We start from the raw sequence: 17,991 nt of genomic DNA on the forward strand, positions 1-17,991 counted from the left end.
TATGACTGGTGCATGGAACGACTATAACGACGCGGAATCCCAAACATCCTACGACCTGATCCCAAAGGGCACCATTGTGCCGGTGCGTATGACCATCAAACCCGGTGGCTATGACGATCCGGCTCAGGGTTGGACGGGTGGATACGCAACCCACAACGATACGACCGGTTCAGTCTATCTGAACGCCGAGTTTGTCATCCTCGAAGGTCCGTTTGCCAAGCGTAAGGTCTGGAGCCTGATTGGTCTTCGCAGCCTCAAGGGGCCGGAATGGGGCAATATGGGCCGCTCTTTTGTGCGCGGTATCCTGAACTCGTCACGGGGCCTTTCCGACAAAGACAATTCCCCGCAGGCGCAGGCTGCTCGCCGTATCAACGGTTTTACGGATCTGGATGGCATTGAGTTTCTGGCCAAGATTGATGTCGGAAAGGATGCCAATGGCGACCCGAAAAACGATATCCGGTTTGCAGTGGCTCCCAACCACAAGGATTGGGATACGTTCAAGTCTGGCGGCGGTCTCTGGACGCCGAGCCAATCGGCTTCTGCCGCAACGGCCCAACCGATGCCCCATGCCAACACAGAGACGCAACCGGCTTCAAACCCCAATCGCCCATCTTGGGCTCAGTAGGGGAGGCTGGTCATGTTACTCCGTCCCCGCCAGAAAACCTTCGTCGAGCGCAGTGTTCAAGCGCTCGACGAACACGGCAACACGCTGGCTGTTGCCTCCACCGGATTTGGAAAAACCATCGCGCTGGCCGGTGTCACCGGTCAGCTGCTGAAAGGCAATGATGCTAAGGCCTGTGTGCTTGCCCATCGCGATGAGCTGACAAGCCAAAACGAGGCAAAGTTTAAACGGGTCAACCCGGGCCTGAGTACGTCGGTCGTCGATGCCAAAACCAAATCCTGGCAGGGGCGGACCACGTTCGCCATGGTTCCGACCTTGGCGCGTAAATCCAACCTTGCCGCCATGCCCGCTCTTGAGCTTCTGGTAATTGACGAAGCCCATCATGCGGCAGCCGACAGTTGATGCGGCTTGGGAAGAAAGTGATAAACGACGGTTTTGGGTTCCTTGCCCGGATTGCGGAACCCATCAGATTCTGAGGTGGGAACAGGTCCATTGGGAAAAGGACGCTGCTGGTGCGCACCTGCCGGAAACAGCTCACTACGTTTGCGAGGAATGTGGCTCGGTTTGGTCTGATGCACAGCGGTGGTCCGTAATTCGTCATGGTGAATGGCGAGCAGAAAACCCTTTTGCCGGGATCGCAGGGTTCCATCTGAATGAAATCTATTCGCCATGGGTTCGACTGGAAAACATGGTGAGGGCGTTTTTGTCTGCCAAAGCCCAAGGGGCTGAGGGCATGAAAACCTTTGTCAACACCTCTCTCGGTGAGACCTGGGTTGAAACCGGCGAAGCCCCCGATTGGGAGCGTCTGTACGATCAACGCCAGCAATGGTCGCCGGGAACGGTACCAGAGGGCGGTCTGTTTTTGACGGCGGGAGCCGATATTCAGAAAGATCGCATCGAAGTGGATGTCTGGGCCTGGCGCGCAGCACCCCAACCACCTGCCAGACAAAAACAACACCATGAAAAAGAAGAATAAACGCAATCGTCGCGATCAGCGCCGGGATGCGATCAGGGATATAGGGGGGGAGTGTATAACGATCGGCAAACAGGATCAGAGCCCGGATCAGGATCAGGTTGACGCACAGCGCGAATAGCAGCGCGTGCTTTCCTTGCCAATGATCCCGGATATATCGCAAGCGATCTTTCCTTAAGAGAATTCAGTTTCTTTTTGCACGATATAATTCTATTGCTGCTCTAAATAGAGCCGTTTGACGTCGAAGGCTCGTCGACCCGTCGACTGCCTGATTATGACCGATGCCGACAAGGTTATGAAGACGAACCCGACCTATCACGGTCTTAGGCCGACATTCTTACCTTTAGGCTTCCTGTGGTACGAGACTGTGCGCATAACTTGAAGGCTAAAAACATACAGAAAACGTGCCAGTGGAGCGTTTTAGTCTGACGGTTGAGCTAAGCAGAGCCGCGCGAAGGCTGCGCTAGAGCGCCAAGCGAATATCTTCCCGTTACTGGCTCTGCATTGTGGCGGGATTTTGCAATGTATTTCTGGAAATGAACTATCTTTTTAGAGATTTGCACTTCCGCCAATCTTTCTAACTATAGTTCGAAATCATCTTCTTCTGCATCCAGATGAACTAACTGTACGTCATGCTGATCATAAAGTCTCTTTAAGTTAGAGTTGTTATTTAGAGCTGGAAGTTGTGCAGATGAAGCTATGCATAATGGGGTAACATTGAGCTGATATCTCATGTGTATGCCATTTGCGGAATTTATTCTTCTGTAGGAGTTTAGAAGTCCGATCCCAGTCCAGCAGCCCGTTTCTCCTAAATGAAAGAACGCGCTGCTAGAGTAGAAATAGTGTGCGTCAAGCATCAGGCAAGTTTCTATGTATAGATGGCATGAAGGATCTTCATCCTCATAGACTTCTCGTCGCAATGTTGGTGGTGGGCCCAAAATTTTTCCATTATTTTCTAAAAATTCCTGCTGTGCTGGGATGTCCTTCCCGGCGAAATGTCCCGTGAATGAGATATAGTTGCCAATGTAATCACGAGGGTCTAACGCGCCAGCTTCCATTAAGGCTATGTCAATTGTCGAGGCAGACTGCATAATTGTTTCAATGCATTGATCGATAGAATCCCGAAGTACCATATGGTTCTGCCATGAGATCGAACTTTTCTCATTATGCCATAGAGTGTTAAGGCAACGTCCATTCTCTTTGAACCGATGACTCAATGCGCTTAGAATGTTTTTACCTGTTATTTCCTTGTACAGTGGTCCAAGGCGATGAAGGTGCGCGTATACCCATTGGTGCGGATTTGATTGACGGCTTATCAGACCTTTTAGAACTACGCACTCATCCTCCCATTTTTTTTCATAATTTCCAAATCACCATGAGCGATTTTACGCCGCATAGTTGAAGTTTCATGGATGTCAGCATGACACTCTTTGCAAACTCCAATTAGGTTGCGCTCATCGTTGTTAGATGGATCTTCGTCTATGTGGTGTATGTCAGCCATTCTACGATGTTCAGGGCAAACTGCGCATCGGTAGAAAGCCTTTGTTAAGACAGACGACACCACAGCTTGAGGCGCGTTGACACGACGCTTCCTTCTATCAGACAAGACTGTTTCTCCGTTTCAAACTGTCATGCAGGGAGTACATCAAGCTTGATGCGTCTGGTTAAAGATGTCTACCCACAATTGCAAATATGTTAAGAGGGCAACTTCAGAGTGATTTTGCGGGGAGGAGTCTTAATAAAATGGGAACAAAGAGTTTACGCCGGTACACGAGTTTGGCATCGCTGGTCCACATACTGTTCGAACGAAAGTTAACCCTGCTAGACCCCAGTGGATGGGACGATCGCAATGACCGATACTTCATGGAAATGTATAAGAAAAAGAAAGGGCTGCAGACCTTGGTCGCGTTATGCCTTTGTGAAGAGAATGAAACCTTTCATCACTGGAAAGTGTTCTCATCAGGGGGAGAAGGAGTTTGCATTGAATTCAACAGCGATGCCCTAAGCGATGCTGCAAGCCAAGTGATGGGAATGCAGATCTGTCCCGTGAATTATGTTCAGATCAAAGATGCGAGGAAATTCCCTCCTGATCTTGATCAACTTCCCTTTACCAAAAGATATCCGTATAACGCGGAGAAAGAAATTCGGCTCATTTATGCGAGCGAAAAAGAAAAGTGTTCTACATTTGATCTGCCGATTGAGTTAGCAGCAATACAGCGAATTACGCTGAGCCCATGGCTTCCTGTGCCTTTAAGAAATTCGGTTAAAAAGGCAATAAAACAGATTGATGGATGTGCAGATTTGAAGGTTTACAGATCCACTTTGCTAGAGAATGAGCAATGGAAAAAAGTCGTTCAGGAACTATAGCAAAAAAACACCCCCGGCCTAACGACCGGGGGTGTTCTCACATCAGAGCCCTAAAGCTCCAAATTACATCAGACGATCAGCCTCTCACGCCAGATCAAAGCGATCGGCGTTCATGACTTTGGTCCAGGCGGCGACGAAGTCCTTGACGAACTTCTCGTGGTTGTCGTCCTGGGCGTAGACCTCTGCATAGGCGCGCAGGATCGAGTTGGAACCAAACACCAGATCCACGCGGGTGGCGGTGTATTTGGTTTCGCCGGACTTGCGATCAACGATGTTATAAAGGTTGTCGCCAGCCGGTTTCCAGCTGTAGCCCATGTCGGTCAGGTTGACGAAGAAGTCGTTTGACAGAACGCCAACACGGTCCGTGAAGACACCGTGCTTGGTGCCGCCATGGTTGGTGCCAAGCGCCCGCATACCACCGATCAGGCAGGTCATTTCATGGGCGGTCAGGCCCATGAGCTGCGCGCGGTCGAGCAGCATTTCTTCCGGTGAGACGACATAGTCCTTTTTCGACCAGTTGCGGAAGCCATCCGCCAACGGTTCGAGGACGTCGAAGCTGTCGGCATCGGTCATTTCATCGGTCGCATCGCCGCGGCCCGGTGCGAACGGGACGGTGATGTTAACCCCGGCATCCTTCGCGGCCTTTTCAACCGCGGCCGTACCGGCCAGAACGATGAGGTCGGCAATCGAGACTTTCTTGGCAAGGCCTGCCTGGAAGTCTTCTAGTGCTTTGAGAACCTTGGCAAGACGTGCCGGCTCGTTGCCTTCCCAGTCCTTCTGCGGAGCCAAGCGAATACGCGCCCCGTTGGCACCACCACGACGGTCCGAACCGCGGAAGGTGCGGGCACTGTCCCACGCGGTGTTGATCAGATCGGTTGCGGAAACGCCAAGGCCGAGCAGCTTGGATTTGAGATCGGCGATCTCGGAGTCCGAGAGGGTGTAATCAACTGAGGGGATCGGGTCCTGCCAGATCAGGTCTTCTTTGGGGACATCCGGGCCGAGATAGCAGGCCTTCGGGCCCATATCACGGTGGGTCAGTTTGAACCATGCACGGGCAAAGCAATCGGAGAAATATTCAAAGTCGTTATTGAATTTCTCGATGATGGCGCGATAGGTCGGGTCCATCTTCATTGCCATGTCGGCATCGGTCATGATCGGCATGCGGCGGATCGACGGATCTTCGACGTCAACCGGCATGTCTTCTTCTTTAATGCCGATCGGTTCCCACTGGTTGGCACCGGCCGGGCTTTTCTTGAGTTCCCACTCATAACCCAGCAGCAGCTTGCAATAGCCGTTATCCCACTTGGTCGGGTGGGTGGTCCAGGCACCTTCGATGCCAGACGTCACGGTATCGCGGCCAATGCCACGCTTGGTGTGGTTCATCCAGCCAAAGCCCTGTTCATGGACATCGGCGGCTTCGGGTTCGGCTTCCAGCAGGGATGCATCGCCATTGCCATGCGTTTTACCAACCGTGTGACCACCAACGGTGAGGGCAGCGGTTTCTTCGTCATCCATTGCCATGCGGGCAAAGGTTTCACGGACCTGGGCGGCGGTCTTGAGCGGGTCTGGCTGACCATTCACCCCTTCCGGGTTCACATAGATCAGGCCCATCTGGACTGCGGCCAGCGGGTTTTCCATGGTGTCTGGCTTGGAGACATCGTCATAACGATTGTCAGATGGGGCCAGCCATTCGCGTTCGGCCCCCCAATAGGTGTCCTTTTCCGGGTGCCAGATATCTTCGCGGCCACCGGCAAAGCCAAAGACCTTAAGACCCATCGACTCATAAGCCATGGTGCCGGCCAGAATGATCAGGTCGGCCCAGGAAAGCTTGTTGCCGTATTTCTTTTTGATCGGCCAGAGAAGACGGCGCGCCTTATCAAGGTTGGTGTTATCGGGCCAGGAGTTCAGCGGGGCGAAACGAAGGTTGCCCTTACCACCACCACCACGGCCATCGGCCAAGCGGTAAGAACCGGCAGAGTGCCAAGCCATGCGGATCATCAGCCCACCATAATGTCCCCAGTCGGCCGGCCACCAGTCCTGGCTGTCGGTCATGAGATTTTTGATGTCGGTCTTGACCGCTTCAAGGTCGAGCTTTTTGAATTCTTCGGCATAGTTGAAGTCTTCACCATAGGGGTTCACCTTGGTGTCGTGCTGGTGAAGAATGTCGAGATTAAGCGTCTTTGGCCACCAGTCGCTTACTGATTTGCCCGTCTCGGTCATGCCACCATGCATTACCGGACATTTCCCTGCGGTATGTTTTCCGTCCATTTTTTCTCTCTCCGTCGTGGCTGAGATGTTTTAAACAGCTCCTGGACCCGTATCGCGTGTATCGCGCGGTCGTGGGACGCGTTGATGTGTTGCGTCCGTTTGTTGTTTCTCCCTGACCTAGTTTAACCAAAACCAGCACCATGAAACCAGAAGTTATGCGTGACGGTTTCATGTTGAAGGTAATCATCAACTCAGGGATCGCAATGCGACACGGGGTAATCAATTTTGCGCAACGGCTTTCCCATCGCTTTGAGAAGGCTAACAACGATACATGTAATAGGGGAAATAGTTATTTCATGTGTTTTCGATAGTTTTTATCGATGATTTGATCCGGGGCGGTGAAAGTGCCGGTTTTGGCCGGGGGCGGTTGGGGCCGTGACATTTGCAATCAGTCGGGTAGACTGTGTTCGAGTTCACAGTCTTAAGGCCTTTAACGTGCGGGATTTTCCCTGATCCCGAATGTTGCCAGGCCAAATCATCGCCCCACAGAAAGCGGAAATCCCGACATGTCTCATTCTTCAAAAGGTGCCATCTATATGGCGGCAGCGGCCAATTTGCTGATTGCTGTGGCCAAGTTTGGCGGGGCGGCGATCACCGGATCGGCCGCGATGATGTCGGAAGGCATTCATTCGCTTGTCGATACCGGCAATCAGGGGCTTTTGCTTTTGGGCTTGAAGCTTTCGACGCGTGAACCCGATGAGCGCCATCCTATGGGCTATGGCAAGGAAACCTATTTCTGGTCGTTTCTGGTGGCGGTGATGATTTTCGGGCTGGGTGCAGGCGTTTCGATCTGGGAAGGGGTGGACAAGGTCATTCATCCGCATGCGCTTGATGTGCATGTGGTGGCGACATTTGGCGGGTTTGATATCCGCACCTATCACGTGGTGTTTTCGATCTTGATGATTGCGATTGTGCTGGAAGGCCTGGCGTTTCGCACGGCCTATATCACCTTCCGGGCACAGCATCCGAATGTGCCGCTGATCAAGGCAGTACGCAGCAGCAAGGACCCGACCGTATTCGTCATTTTGTTTGAGGATTCAGCAGCGCTTTTGGGGCTTGTGGTGGCGTGCGTCGGGATTGCGGCGGCCTATTTGCTTGAAATGCCGGTTCTTGATGGTCTGGCTTCGGTGATGATCGGGCTTATTCTGGCGGTGACGGCCTTTATGCTGGCGGTTGAGTGCAAGGGGCTTTTGATCGGTGAAAGTGCCAACAGCCAAAGCCGCAAGAAGATCAATGATATGGTCGCCGCCATTCCCGGCATCCTTAAGGTCAACGAGATCATTACCCTGCATCACGGGCCGCAAAGCCTGATTGTGTGTGTCAGTGTTGATTTTGAAGATACGGTTACATCGGTCGCACTTGAGGCCGCCGTATCGCGGCTTGAAAGCGATATTCGCGCCGAAATTCCCGAAGTATCCAAAGTGTTTATCGAAGCACAAAACTGGCGGGCCCATCAGAAGCTTCTCGATGAATTGGGCAGCAACCCCGATGCCGCCCCCTTAACCCACCCGGCCTAACGCGGCGATGCTATTGGCGTGTGCGCTGGTTGCAGTTGAACTGGCGTGCGCGAAATAGTATGAGGAATAAAACCAATAAGGAATTTTACGGGAAGGGACGCGTTCGAACATGACTAAAAAGATCTTCCCGAGCTGGATCGCGGTTGATTGGGGGACGTCAAACCTGCGCCTTTGGGCGATGGATGATACCGCTAACATCCTTGGTTCGGCGGAAAGTCCGCTGGGCATGAATGCGATTGCAGGCGACCCCAAACTTTCGTTTGAGGCGGTTTTGATCGACCTGATCGAAGATTGGCTTGGCGCTGATCCGGCAAAGCTGCCGGTGGTGATTTGTGGCATGGCTGGGGCCAAGCAGGGTTGGATCGAGGCACCTTATTGCGATGTGCCGGCACGGCCATCCGATCTGGCCAAGGGGGCGGTAACACCAAATGTGAGCGATCCTCGCATTTCTGTTTTTATCCTGCCGGGGCTTTGTCAGCGCGGTGACCCTGATGTCATGCGCGGCGAGGAAACCCAGCTTGTCGGCTTTATGGCGCAGAACCCGGATTTTTCCGGCTGGGTCTGTTTGCCCGGCACCCATTCGAAATGGGCACAGGTTGGTGATGGCATGATCAAGGCATTTCGCACCTATATGAGTGGCGAGGTGTTTGCCTTGCTGTCGCAGCAATCCATCCTGCGTCATTCGGTGGATGATGGCTGGGACAATGCTGCCTTTGCCGATGCGGTGCGCACGGCATCCGAACAGCCAACCGCCTTCCTGCATAGTCTGTTTACCGTGCGGGCAGGGGCGTTGGTGGCCAAGGGGGATGCATCTGTTGCGCCGGGGGCGGCGGTTTTGTCAGGCACGGTTATCGGGGCCGAGATTGCCGATGTGTTAAGTCGCCTTGCACCGGGGGATGACATTGCCCTGATCGGGGCGGGCAAGCTGGCATCGCTTTATCAGGCGGCCTTGGCCGTTCATAACCACAAGGCAACGCCGAAGGACGGGGCTGCGATTACGCTTGCCGGGCTGTCGCGTGCTTACGGCGTTGTGACGGGCTAAATCCCGATCTATTCAGGCCCCGGATGCATGAAATGCAAGCGGGCTTAACAAACAGGAAGACAGTTATGGCTTATCCGACATCCGTCAATGACCAGATCACCGATAGCGTTTCAGGTGCTGGGCATCGCAACCTGATCGCGATCCTGCGCGGCGTGCAGCCCCACGAGGCCGTTGATATGGCGCGCGCACTGGTCGATGCCGGGATCACGATGATCGAGGTGCCGTTGAATTCCCCCGAACCGCTTAAAAGCATTTCTGCCATGAAAGATGCGGTCGGGAATGCCGCGATGATCGGGGCGGGCACGGTTTTGACCACGGATGACGTTGCCAATGTGAAGGCGGCGAACGGTGAATTCGTTGTATCGCCCAACTGCGATATCGAGGTGATCGCCAAGACCAAGGAACTCGGCATGGGCTCCTGGCCTGGTGTTTTGACGCCCACCGAATGCTTTGCCGCGATCAAGGCCGGGGCAGACGGGCTTAAGATTTTTCCGGCAAGCATCATCGGCGCTGAGGGCATCAAGGCAATGCGCGCTGTCCTGCCAAAAGATGTGCCGGTTTATGCCGTTGGTGGTGTCGGCCCGGATGATTTTAGCGTCTATGCCAAGGCGGGCTGCGATGGCTTTGGCCTTGGTTCGGGCATCTATAAGCCCGGCATGACGGCGGGTGATGTCTCAAAGGCGGCGATGGCCTATGTCCGCGCGCATGATGCGGTGTTTGGCTGAAGGGCCCGTTCCGAAATATTCGGTTTTGAAATAATTCCAAATTATGGAAGTGCGTTTGACCCTTGGGGGCGTGCGGGCTAAATTCCTGCCATTGTCTGAATTCCTGAACATGGGAGGATCCATTGGATCTTGGAATTAAGGGCCGCAAGGCCATTGTGTGTGCGTCATCCAAGGGGCTTGGTCGTGGCTGCGCGATCAAACTGGCCGAAGCCGGTGTTGATCTTGTGCTCAATGCGCGTTCCGAAGGGCCGCTGAATGAAACTGCGGAATATATCCGTGATACCTATGGCGTGAATGTCACCACGGTCGCCTGCGACATCACCACCGAAGAAGGCCGTAACAAGGTTCTGGCGGCTGTAGATGCGCCGGATATTCTGGTCAATAACGCCGGTGGTCCACCCCCGGGAGTGTGGTCCGACTGGGGCCAGAAGGAATGGGAAGCCGCCGTTCAGTCCAACATGCTGACACCGATCCTGCTTGCGACTGCGGTTCTGCCGGGCATGATTTCGCGCCAGTGGGGCCGGATTGTGAATATCACGTCGGGTTCTGTTAAGTCGCCAATCCCGCATCTGGGTCTATCGAACGGGGCCCGTGCCGGTCTGACCGGCTTTGTCGCGGGGACCTCGCGTCAGGTGGCCAAGGATGGCGTGATTATGAACAACCTTTTGCCGGGCCAGCACGATACGGACCGTATCAATGCGCTGATGACCAACAAGTCCAAGGCAGAAGGCATTTCGCTGGAAGAGGCACGCACCAAAACCCAGGCGGGTCTTCCCACGGGACGTTTTGGTGATCCGCTTGATTTCGGGGCGACCTGTGCATTCATGTGCAGCGAGCATGCGAAATTCATGGTCGGGCAGAATGTTCTGCTTGATGGCGGAGCCTTCAACTCCACCATGGGCTGATATGTCGCCTTTCGTCACAGAACGGTCTGCAAACACCCATTTGCTGCGCTTCCGGTGCTCACGTACGTTAAGTACGCTGCGCGCCGGTTCTCGCAAACAGGCATTTTCGACACGCCCTGTGACGAAATCCAACATATCACCAAGTGCCCAACACAAAGGGTGGTGCTAGCATGGCGTCATTCACCTTTGTTTATGTGCTTCGCGAATGTGATTTCAGGCCGGGGCAGGGCAATGCCGCTTTGCCCCGGACCTATGTCGGCTGGTCGACCGATGTCGAGGCCAGGCTTGCCACGCATAATAGCGGCAAGGGGGCAAAGACGACGCGCGGGCGCCATTGGGAACTGGTGTATGTCGAACGGTTCCGCACCTTCGGGCAGGCGATGAGCCGGGAATGGCATCTTAAACGTGATCGCAAGCTGCGCAAGATGCTGGCAGGCGGATAGGTCGGTTGATTTGGAGACAAATCAGGGCTTGCATCATTGCGCCAAGTGACAGATATGTCCCAGAGCCTGTTACGATTAGCTTGCATAACTTTTGTTCGCGTTTCGCGAACCCTTCGGGCCGGGACGTTCCTCAGCCCTCGGCAAAAGCGGTACAAGCTAATCGCAACAGGCTCTAGCAAATAACGCATTTAAACCGGGGTACTATCGATCATGGCATTCGTTCGCAAAAATCCACTGAAACTGAACAATCTGCAGCTGCGCACCCTTGTGCTTGCACAGGTGATTGCCAAGGACCCGAATTCGGGCAAGATTGACGAGGCCACCGGCGAAGCAACGCTTTTGCGTGTCCCCCATGCACACGGCGACCATGTTCACGTTGGCAAATTCACCGTGGCCGCCCGCGATGCCAGCGGGTTCGATAACCCGGCTGTTTGGGTTGCCCTTGCCCGCAAGGGGTTGGTCAAGGAAGGCTATCCGGCCAGCATCGTTCTGACCAAGGAAGGCATGGAATATGATACCGGCCTTGGCGATCATTTCCTGGAAGAAAGCGATCACTAGGATCGGTTGATAGCTATACCAACCTGAGACGAAAAAGCCCTGCATGTGCAGGGCTTTTGTTTTGGCAATGATGTGCGTTTTTAGTCGACCCGGATGAATTTTCCGTCCTGGATGGCCACGAAATAGATGTTGCGATTGCCATCACCAAAGGCATCAAACACCAGTTCCTGATGCAATCCCTGTTGCGGTGGCAGATTGGTCAGCGCATCGGCAAGCGATTGATCCGGGTGCTTGGTGCGGAGCGCGGCAAACAGGACGGTCGCCGCGTCATAGCCCAGAACCGCGGTATAGCCGGGCTGACGACCAAACATTTCGTTGAACGCCGCGACAAATTTCTGGAAGCGCGGATTGGTGTCATAGCGGTCATAGGCCTGTGCGAGTTCCACGCCCTCGACCGCCTCGCCACCGACCTCGATCAGGGCCTGTGAGCCTGCCCATTCTGAGACAGCAAGCGGAACGCTTGATGACAGCTTGCGGATTTCTTGCGCCATCATCGCACTGTCTGTGCTGTTGGTGATCAGAACGATCGCGTCGGGATCGTCGGCCAACAATTGGCTCGCTGCTTCGGCGTGGGTGATATTGTCGGTATTGATCCAGATTTTGGAGATGACCCGCCCGTCGAGGGCATCAAGTTCCAGAAGGAACTCGCGATACCAGCTGTCGGTAAATGCCTGGTTCTGGCCATCAAGGGCAAGGGCGACCCGTTCATAGCCCTGATCGATATAGCGACGGGCATAGGCGCGCGCATTTTCACGCGTCGTGGTGTTCATGCGAAACAGGTTGTCACGAAAACCGGCAAAGTCGGCCGCAGAGACCGTCGGCGAAATGGTCACGACACCCAATTCATTGATCACCGGCAGCATCGCCATGCCGATCGAACTGATGATCGGGCCGACAATCGCATCAACGCCAAGGCGCTTGAGCTCGCGCACGTGGTTTTGGGCGACTTCCGGGGTTTTCAGATCATCACGCGGAATGATTTCCACCATGCGGCCATTGATGCCGCCATCGGTATTGACCTGTTGGGCGGCCAGTTTCAGCGCATCAAGCGCGTCCGTTCCGGCATCCGATCCGGGGCCGGACAGGCCGGCAATGAAACCGATTTTGATCGGGCCTGATTGATCACAGGCAACCAGCAAGAAGCATCCGACAAAGACAGAGCACAGAAACCTGATGGACCGCATTTTATTCCTTGAAGCTTTTTTGATCGGCCGGATAGGCTGGCCCTTTGTTATTGCTGTATCCTGTCACGATAGCCAAAGATCAAGCGACAAAACCGATATGGCAGTTCCCCGAATGCGTTTCAAGCGGTTGATATCGCGATATTTGCCGTGCCACTCCTAGCCAAAGTCACGTCTGGCCTGCAGCACCCGTCCCATTGTGGTCATCAGGCACAAGGCACCGAAAATGGCGGCGATCATGTTAAACGAGGCCGGGAAAATACAAATAAGACATAAGACCAGTATGGTCTCGCTGCCTTCGGTGATGCCGGTCAGATAGAAGAAGCTTTTCTTGCCTTGGGCATCGCCATCCGTGCGCCCCTGTTTGGCGGCAATGATCGCATAGGCCAGAAAACTCGACCCGGTGCCGACAAAACAGAAAATCAGAAACGCCGCCATCAGGGCATGTTCCGGGCGGCCGATGGCAAAGGCCAGAATGATTCCCGAATAAAACAGAAAGTCGGAGACGATATCGTAGTAACCGCCAAGATCGCTTTCCTGGCTTTTTGCATTGGGGTGACGCGACCGCGGGGCGGCATGGCGTGCAACTGCGCCATCAAGCCCGTCCATGAACCGTGAGCCAAGGATAAAAACAAGTGCTGCGTAATCAAGTTTCAGCACAAGACAGCCAGCTGCCAGCAGGCCAAGGAAAAAACCAACGCCGGTGATGAAGTTTGGCGTAATGCCCGTGCCCGAAAGCGTACGCGCAATCGCATTCAATGGCACATCAATCAGCGGGCGCAGGCGGGCATCAAACATCTGGTGTTTCCGGTTATCTCGTTGAAACAGCGACTATAAGCGCAAGTTCGATGGAATGAAAATCACCAGTTTGTTGATTGCGGGTGAGATGGCTATTCACCGGACGGGATCAGTTGGTAATAGGGGCTTTCGTCAAGCACGGCGTCATCGACGGGGCTGAGTTTGTTTTGTCGAATGACCGCCTGGATTTCTTCGATATAGACACTGCCGCGTTCGGAATATCGGGTCAGTGTTTCGGCCAGAACAGATCCCGAAAGGGGTTTCTGATCGGCGATCATTCTGGCGCGCAAATCGCGAAATTCCGTGTAAGCCGACCCGGTATTGAGGTTCATCATATAGGCCCGGACCGAACCGAACGGTGTCTTGAAAGCCGCGATCTTGTAATCACCAAGGTGCTTTCGCTGTTCTTCGGGCGTGATGCCGTCGCCGCCATAGGTCCATTGACCAAACAATGCGTTGCCAAGGGCGGCAAAGCGCGATGTGCCCCAGCCGCTTTCGATGGCCATTTGCGCCATGGCAAGTGACGGGGGAACTGGTGCGATGCGTTTTTCAAGTTCGCTAATGGTTGCCGGGTCTTCGGGGGCTGTTTCAACACGGTATTGTTCGGCCAGTTCGGCAATGATCGAAAGATCGTTGGTACGGATCGCATCACGAAGGACACTGCTTTGCAGGGCGATTTCCTCGTTAGCAAGCAGGGTCAACGGGCCAAGTGTCCGGAAAAATGTGCGTTTCTTGGCCGTGACCGTCAGTTGATCGGCAAGTTCGTCGCGCCATCTTGTCGGGATGGTTTGCAGGAAAAGCCGGGGAACAATGCGTTCCCCCGCGTTCCAGCGTTCTGCGGTATAGCCAAGATCCTCAAACAGCTTTTCAAGCTGTTCATAGCCATTCAGTTCAATGCGGATAACGTCGCTTTGGTCGGGCGTCGGCAGAAGGATATCCGCCCGTGCAGCGGGAAGGAGACCCGCGGCCATCCCAAAGGTGACAACCGCCAGAACGGAAAATGTGCGTATCAGGACACGTTTAAACATGGTGTGCCTCGCTGATCTGACCTGACATCGGTGCAGGATCAGAATGCTACCATGCTTTGGGGTTTAACGGCGAAAATCTTCAAGACGTTTGCGCTGTTTTCCTGCCTCGTCAAAGTTGTCGGGTGCCAACCACGCCTCGAACGCGGCCTTGACGGCAGGCCATTCTTCAACGATGACGGAAAACCATGCGGTGTCGCGGTTGCGCCCTTTGTAAACCATGTGGTTGCGAAACGTGCCTTCATAGGTAAAGCCATAGCGTGTGGCGGCGGCACGCGACGGGGCGTTCTGATCGTCGCATTTCCATTCATAGCGGCGATAGCCCAGCTCATCAAAGGCGCGCTTCATCATCAGATACATCGCCTCTGTCCCGCCGATGGTCTTTGAAAGGGCCGGGGCATAATTGATATTGCCGATTTCCACCACGCCATTGTTCCGATCCATCCGCATGAAGGCGGCAACCCCGACGGCCATGTTGGTGGATTTGTCGATGATGGTATGCAGCATCGGGTCATCGTTGGCGGTCATGCCGTCCAGCCATGCCTTGTAGGCATCGAAGTCCGCGAACGGCCCGGTCGGAAGATAGGTAAAGCGTGATCCGTCAGACGCCTTGCCGTTGGCCTCAAAAAGTTGCCTTGCATCGCGGGCAATATCAAGCGGGCTTACGATGACGTGGCTGCCGATCATGTCGTTGCGCGGTGGCAATGCGCATCCGGTCCAGTTTTCAACCGGGTGGCCGACGGGTTTGCCAAAGATATCTTTGTGGGGCGTGGTCATAGTGGTTCCTGTTGGTCTGATAAAGTGTGGTTTCTAATCAGCAGGATGGTTGGAATTGGTCCTCTGTTCCAGTGCCAGTTTTACAAATGTGATGGTGCCAATATAAAACCCCCGCATCGGGTAATGCGGGGGCAGGAGGCTTGACAGGGAGTTTGTGTTTGTCGGTAATATGAAGGGTCGTGACTATCCCTTTTGCGCCATCAGTTTTTGATGGGCGTCGTATGCCGCGATCACGGTTTCCATCTGTGCTGTGTGACCCGCAATGAATTCCGCGCCATAGATTGTTTCGTCGGGATATTCAGTGATCAGAGTCAGCGGAACATCATGGCGATCATCGATGAAAATCATGCACGGGAACCCATTGATGATGTCAAAGCCGGTATCGCCCGCATGGGTGCGATACAGTTCGATCTGGGCATTGTTGAAATCAAGGAGGCCCGGAATGGTTGCCAGATGCTTGGTGACCAGATCAATAAAGGCATTGGCATGATCGGTCCAGTCATCGTGATGACGCATGATCAGGAAGAACCCCTTGGGCAGGGTCCACATATCAAACCCGCGCGGAACATATCCTGATAACGGCCGCGTCCATTCGTGGGATGGATAACCATGCAAGTTTACATGCAATTGTGCCTTGCTGATATCTTGGGCCTTCTTGCGAATTTCCTTTTCCAGCAGGTTGGCGCCAGTACGATATTCAAGATCATCACCCAGTGCCGTATAGCGTGCCGCATGATGCATATGACACGGATTGTCGATAATGAGCCGTTGATGCAGGGCATAGCCATCGGGGTTTTCCAGTGGCGAAATGGTGAAATGCGCACCATCGCGTTTGGCCAGTGCCTTGGCAGCGCGTAGCGCACCGGACGGACCGGTGATTTCGTTTGGATGCTGCCCGCCACTGATCATCACAGGAATATCGGTTCCGCTGTGATAACGCGCGCTGATCGTCCGTCCCGAACGCGATTGCGCTGTAAAGACGTCACCATCAATTTTACCCAGCTCGTCGGCGATCTGGGCACTGGTGAGCGGATTGGTCGCGGTATCAAGGTCCTGTGCCGGTCCGGTAATTTCCGTCGTTGAAAGCGCGCGGTTTTCAACCGTCACCGTCAGTTTGTCGGTGCCTGACTTGATTTCCGGGACGATCTGCCCGGGTTGCAGACCTCGATCGCCCAACGGGCGACCGGATTTGACCTGAAACAGTTCGAGCAGTGAGAAATAGAAATCTTCGTGGAGGGCTTCATGCAGGCTGATTGCTTCATGCCCGTGTGCGATCGGGTGATCCTTACCGGGCAGCTCGACCGTGATGTTCAGTTCATTGAAATACGGTTCCTGATTGCCCCAGTCATGGGCGGCAATGGCCGCCATGGTTTGATGAAACAGGGTTTCGTAGTCGGTATCAATCTGCTTATCCGTCAGCGTGGTGCCATCGCCATCCGTCACTCGGAGCCAGCCAGTTGGTGACAGGTGAGTTTCATTGACCATATCGCGATGAACGCGGTTCGGGGCAAAGACTTCATGACTGGCTGTTGCACCGTTCCGGTCGGTCAGAACAAGTTCATATACCCCGTCGGTCCGGGGGCCTGCGTGAAAACTGATCTGCGCATCACCGACAAGTGCGCCCAGTGGATAGGTTTCAAGTAGGAACCGGTTATCGTTTGCGGCTTCATGGCGCGGATAGGTCACGCGGATGTCAGAATAAGGCTGCGCAGCAAGATCAATTTCTTCCAGGAAGAAATGCAGCAGCGGCTTATAGGAACTTCGGATCCTCGCGGTGATACCGTGCTCGGCAAAGGCGGCCTCTGCCGCGCGGCGGGAAGGGGCATCGTCAAACAGCCATGCCTCGATCACCTGCCCTTTGTGTGCCGGTGTTGCGAAATCCCTGATCAGGGTGTCGATGGTCCGTGGAAGGGCGGTGGCGAAAATACGGGTCATCGTGAAGTCCTACCTGTGGGGTCAAGGCTGTCGCGAAGCCAGTCACCAAGAAGGTTCAGGCCAAGCACGGTCAAAAGAATGGCAAGTCCCGGGAAGACCGAAACCCACCAGGCATTCTGCAAATAGGTACGGCCATCTGCAAGCATGCCACCCCAGCTTGGGATCAGCGGATCAACGCCGAGGCCAAGGAAGGTCAGACTGCTTTCGAGCAGGATGTTATTGGCGACATTCAACGTCATCAGAACAATGACCGGGCCGATCAGGTTGGGCAAAAGGTGACGGAGCAAAATGTGAATATCGCGCACGCCAATCGCCTGTGCCGACTGGATGAATTCCCGATCGCGCAGCGACAAGACCGAACCGCGCACCAGACGGGCATATTGCACCCATTGCGAGACGATCAGCAAAATGATCATGTTGGTCAAACCGCCGCCGACAATGGCAATAAAGGTGATCGCCAGCAGGATGAAGGGCAGGGCAAGCTGCACATCGGCAAAGCGCATGACAATCATGTCCCAGAAGCCGCGATAATAGCCCGATACAAGCCCCATGATCACGCCGATCACAACCGCACCGGCAACCGAAAGAATGCCAACCTGAAGCGAGATTTTGCCCCCCATGACGACGCGGGCCAGCACATCACGGCCCAGCGGGTCGGTGCCCAGTATGTGGGCCGTGTCGGTAAAGGGCGCTGTCAAACGGGCCATCAGGTTGATCTTGTCACCGCCGTCGGGAAACAGCAGGTCGGAAAACAGAACCGCAAGGCAGATTCCGCCGGTCAGAAGCACGCCAAGAATGAATTCCAGATTTTTATACCGCTTGAAACGGGCGGATTTGGCAATGGCTGTCATGGAA

Annotated in this window: 18 protein-coding genes; 10 read left to right on the forward strand and 8 right to left on the reverse strand. The window is 54.3% G+C overall.

What is annotated here, in order from left to right; translation table 11 throughout:
• Nucleotide 1 precedes the first annotated feature (1 nt).
• Genes TH2_RS10645 through TH2_RS10655 form a run of 3 tightly spaced genes read left to right on the forward strand, consistent with a single transcriptional unit; the run spans nt 2 to nt 1,598 of the window.
• Nucleotides 2–625, forward strand: a complete 624-nt coding sequence (locus TH2_RS10645) for a hypothetical protein (RefSeq protein WP_008890435.1) — start codon at nt 2–4, stop codon at nt 623–625.
• Between the two features lie 12 nt (nt 626–637).
• Nucleotides 638–1,024, forward strand: a complete 387-nt coding sequence (locus tag TH2_RS10650) for a DEAD/DEAH box helicase (RefSeq protein ID WP_008890436.1) — start codon at nt 638–640, stop codon at nt 1,022–1,024.
• Entirely contained in the window at nt 1,005–1,598 is a 594-nt protein-coding gene (locus tag TH2_RS10655; RefSeq protein ID WP_008890437.1) for a terminase gpA endonuclease subunit, read from the forward strand. Before TH2_RS10650 ends, TH2_RS10655 begins: the two co-directional genes overlap by 20 nt.
• Nucleotides 1,599–2,176: 578 nt before the next feature.
• Here the strand turns inward: TH2_RS10655 and TH2_RS10660 are convergent.
• A complete protein-coding gene (locus tag TH2_RS10660) occupies nt 2,177–2,728 on the reverse strand; it encodes a hypothetical protein (protein WP_008890438.1) in 552 nt (183 codons plus the stop codon).
• 610 nt (nt 2,729–3,338) lie between these two features.
• On the opposite strand from TH2_RS10660, the gene TH2_RS10670 reads away from it, so the two are divergent.
• Entirely contained in the window at nt 3,339–3,962 is a 624-nt protein-coding gene (locus TH2_RS10670) for a DUF2971 domain-containing protein (RefSeq protein WP_008890439.1), read from the forward strand.
• Nucleotides 3,963–4,046: 84 nt separating this feature from the next.
• On the opposite strand, the gene katG is transcribed toward TH2_RS10670, so the two are convergent.
• Nucleotides 4,047–6,230, reverse strand: a complete 2,184-nt coding sequence (gene katG, locus TH2_RS10675; protein ID WP_008890440.1) for a catalase/peroxidase HPI — start codon at nt 6,228–6,230, stop codon at nt 4,047–4,049.
• A 506-nt stretch (nt 6,231–6,736) separates the two neighbouring features.
• On the opposite strand from katG, the gene TH2_RS10680 reads away from it, so the two are divergent.
• From TH2_RS10680 to TH2_RS10705, 6 genes are all read left to right on the forward strand, one after another.
• On the forward strand, nt 6,737–7,747 hold the full coding sequence (locus TH2_RS10680) for a cation diffusion facilitator family transporter (RefSeq protein ID WP_008890441.1): 1,011 nt from the start codon (nt 6,737–6,739) through the stop codon (nt 7,745–7,747).
• A gap of 109 nt (nt 7,748–7,856) precedes the next feature.
• Nucleotides 7,857–8,789: a 2-dehydro-3-deoxygalactonokinase gene (locus TH2_RS10685; RefSeq protein WP_008890442.1), complete on the forward strand. Its 933-nt coding sequence runs from the start codon at nt 7,857–7,859 to the stop codon at nt 8,787–8,789.
• A 65-nt stretch (nt 8,790–8,854) separates the two neighbouring features.
• Nucleotides 8,855–9,514 (forward strand): 2-dehydro-3-deoxy-6-phosphogalactonate aldolase, encoded by a 660-nt coding sequence (locus TH2_RS10690; protein ID WP_008890443.1) that lies wholly within the window; start codon nt 8,855–8,857, stop codon nt 9,512–9,514.
• Nucleotides 9,515–9,636: 122 nt separating this feature from the next.
• Nucleotides 9,637–10,419: an SDR family oxidoreductase gene (locus TH2_RS10695; protein ID WP_008890444.1), complete on the forward strand. Its 783-nt coding sequence runs from the start codon at nt 9,637–9,639 to the stop codon at nt 10,417–10,419.
• A gap of 170 nt (nt 10,420–10,589) precedes the next feature.
• Nucleotides 10,590–10,862, forward strand: coding sequence for a GIY-YIG nuclease family protein (locus TH2_RS10700; protein ID WP_008890445.1), 273 nt, complete (start codon nt 10,590–10,592; stop codon nt 10,860–10,862).
• A 210-nt stretch (nt 10,863–11,072) separates the two neighbouring features.
• Nucleotides 11,073–11,420 carry a hypothetical protein gene (locus tag TH2_RS10705; protein WP_008890446.1) on the forward strand — a complete coding sequence of 116 codons (348 nt, stop codon included), beginning with the start codon at nt 11,073–11,075 and terminating at the stop codon, nt 11,418–11,420.
• A gap of 80 nt (nt 11,421–11,500) precedes the next feature.
• Here TH2_RS10705 and TH2_RS10710 read toward each other — a convergent pair whose 3' ends face one another.
• The 6 genes from TH2_RS10710 to TH2_RS10735 all read right to left on the reverse strand — a co-directional run bounded on the left by TH2_RS10710 (nt 11,501) and on the right by TH2_RS10735 (nt 17,987).
• Nucleotides 11,501–12,604 (reverse strand): ABC transporter substrate-binding protein, encoded by a 1,104-nt coding sequence (locus TH2_RS10710; RefSeq protein ID WP_008890447.1) that lies wholly within the window; start codon nt 12,602–12,604, stop codon nt 11,501–11,503.
• 156 nt (nt 12,605–12,760) lie between these two features.
• Entirely contained in the window at nt 12,761–13,399 is a 639-nt protein-coding gene (locus TH2_RS10715) for a CDP-alcohol phosphatidyltransferase family protein (protein ID WP_008890448.1), read from the reverse strand.
• Nucleotides 13,400–13,491: 92 nt separating this feature from the next.
• Nucleotides 13,492–14,427 (reverse strand): glucosaminidase domain-containing protein, encoded by a 936-nt coding sequence (locus TH2_RS20565; RefSeq protein WP_008890449.1) that lies wholly within the window; start codon nt 14,425–14,427, stop codon nt 13,492–13,494.
• A 63-nt stretch (nt 14,428–14,490) separates the two neighbouring features.
• Nucleotides 14,491–15,201: a GNAT family N-acetyltransferase gene (locus TH2_RS10725; protein WP_008890450.1), complete on the reverse strand. Its 711-nt coding sequence runs from the start codon at nt 15,199–15,201 to the stop codon at nt 14,491–14,493.
• A 183-nt stretch (nt 15,202–15,384) separates the two neighbouring features.
• Nucleotides 15,385–17,136, reverse strand: coding sequence for a M14 family metallopeptidase (locus TH2_RS10730; protein WP_008890451.1), 1,752 nt, complete (start codon nt 17,134–17,136; stop codon nt 15,385–15,387).
• Nucleotides 17,133–17,987 (reverse strand): ABC transporter permease, encoded by an 855-nt coding sequence (locus TH2_RS10735; protein WP_008890452.1) that lies wholly within the window; start codon nt 17,985–17,987, stop codon nt 17,133–17,135. The genes TH2_RS10730 and TH2_RS10735 overlap by 4 nt, the downstream gene beginning before the upstream one ends.
• Nucleotides 17,988–17,991 lie beyond the last annotated feature (4 nt).

The organism is Thalassospira profundimaris WP0211 (assembly GCF_000300275.1).
Classification (GTDB): Bacteria; Pseudomonadota; Alphaproteobacteria; order Rhodospirillales; family Thalassospiraceae; genus Thalassospira; species Thalassospira profundimaris.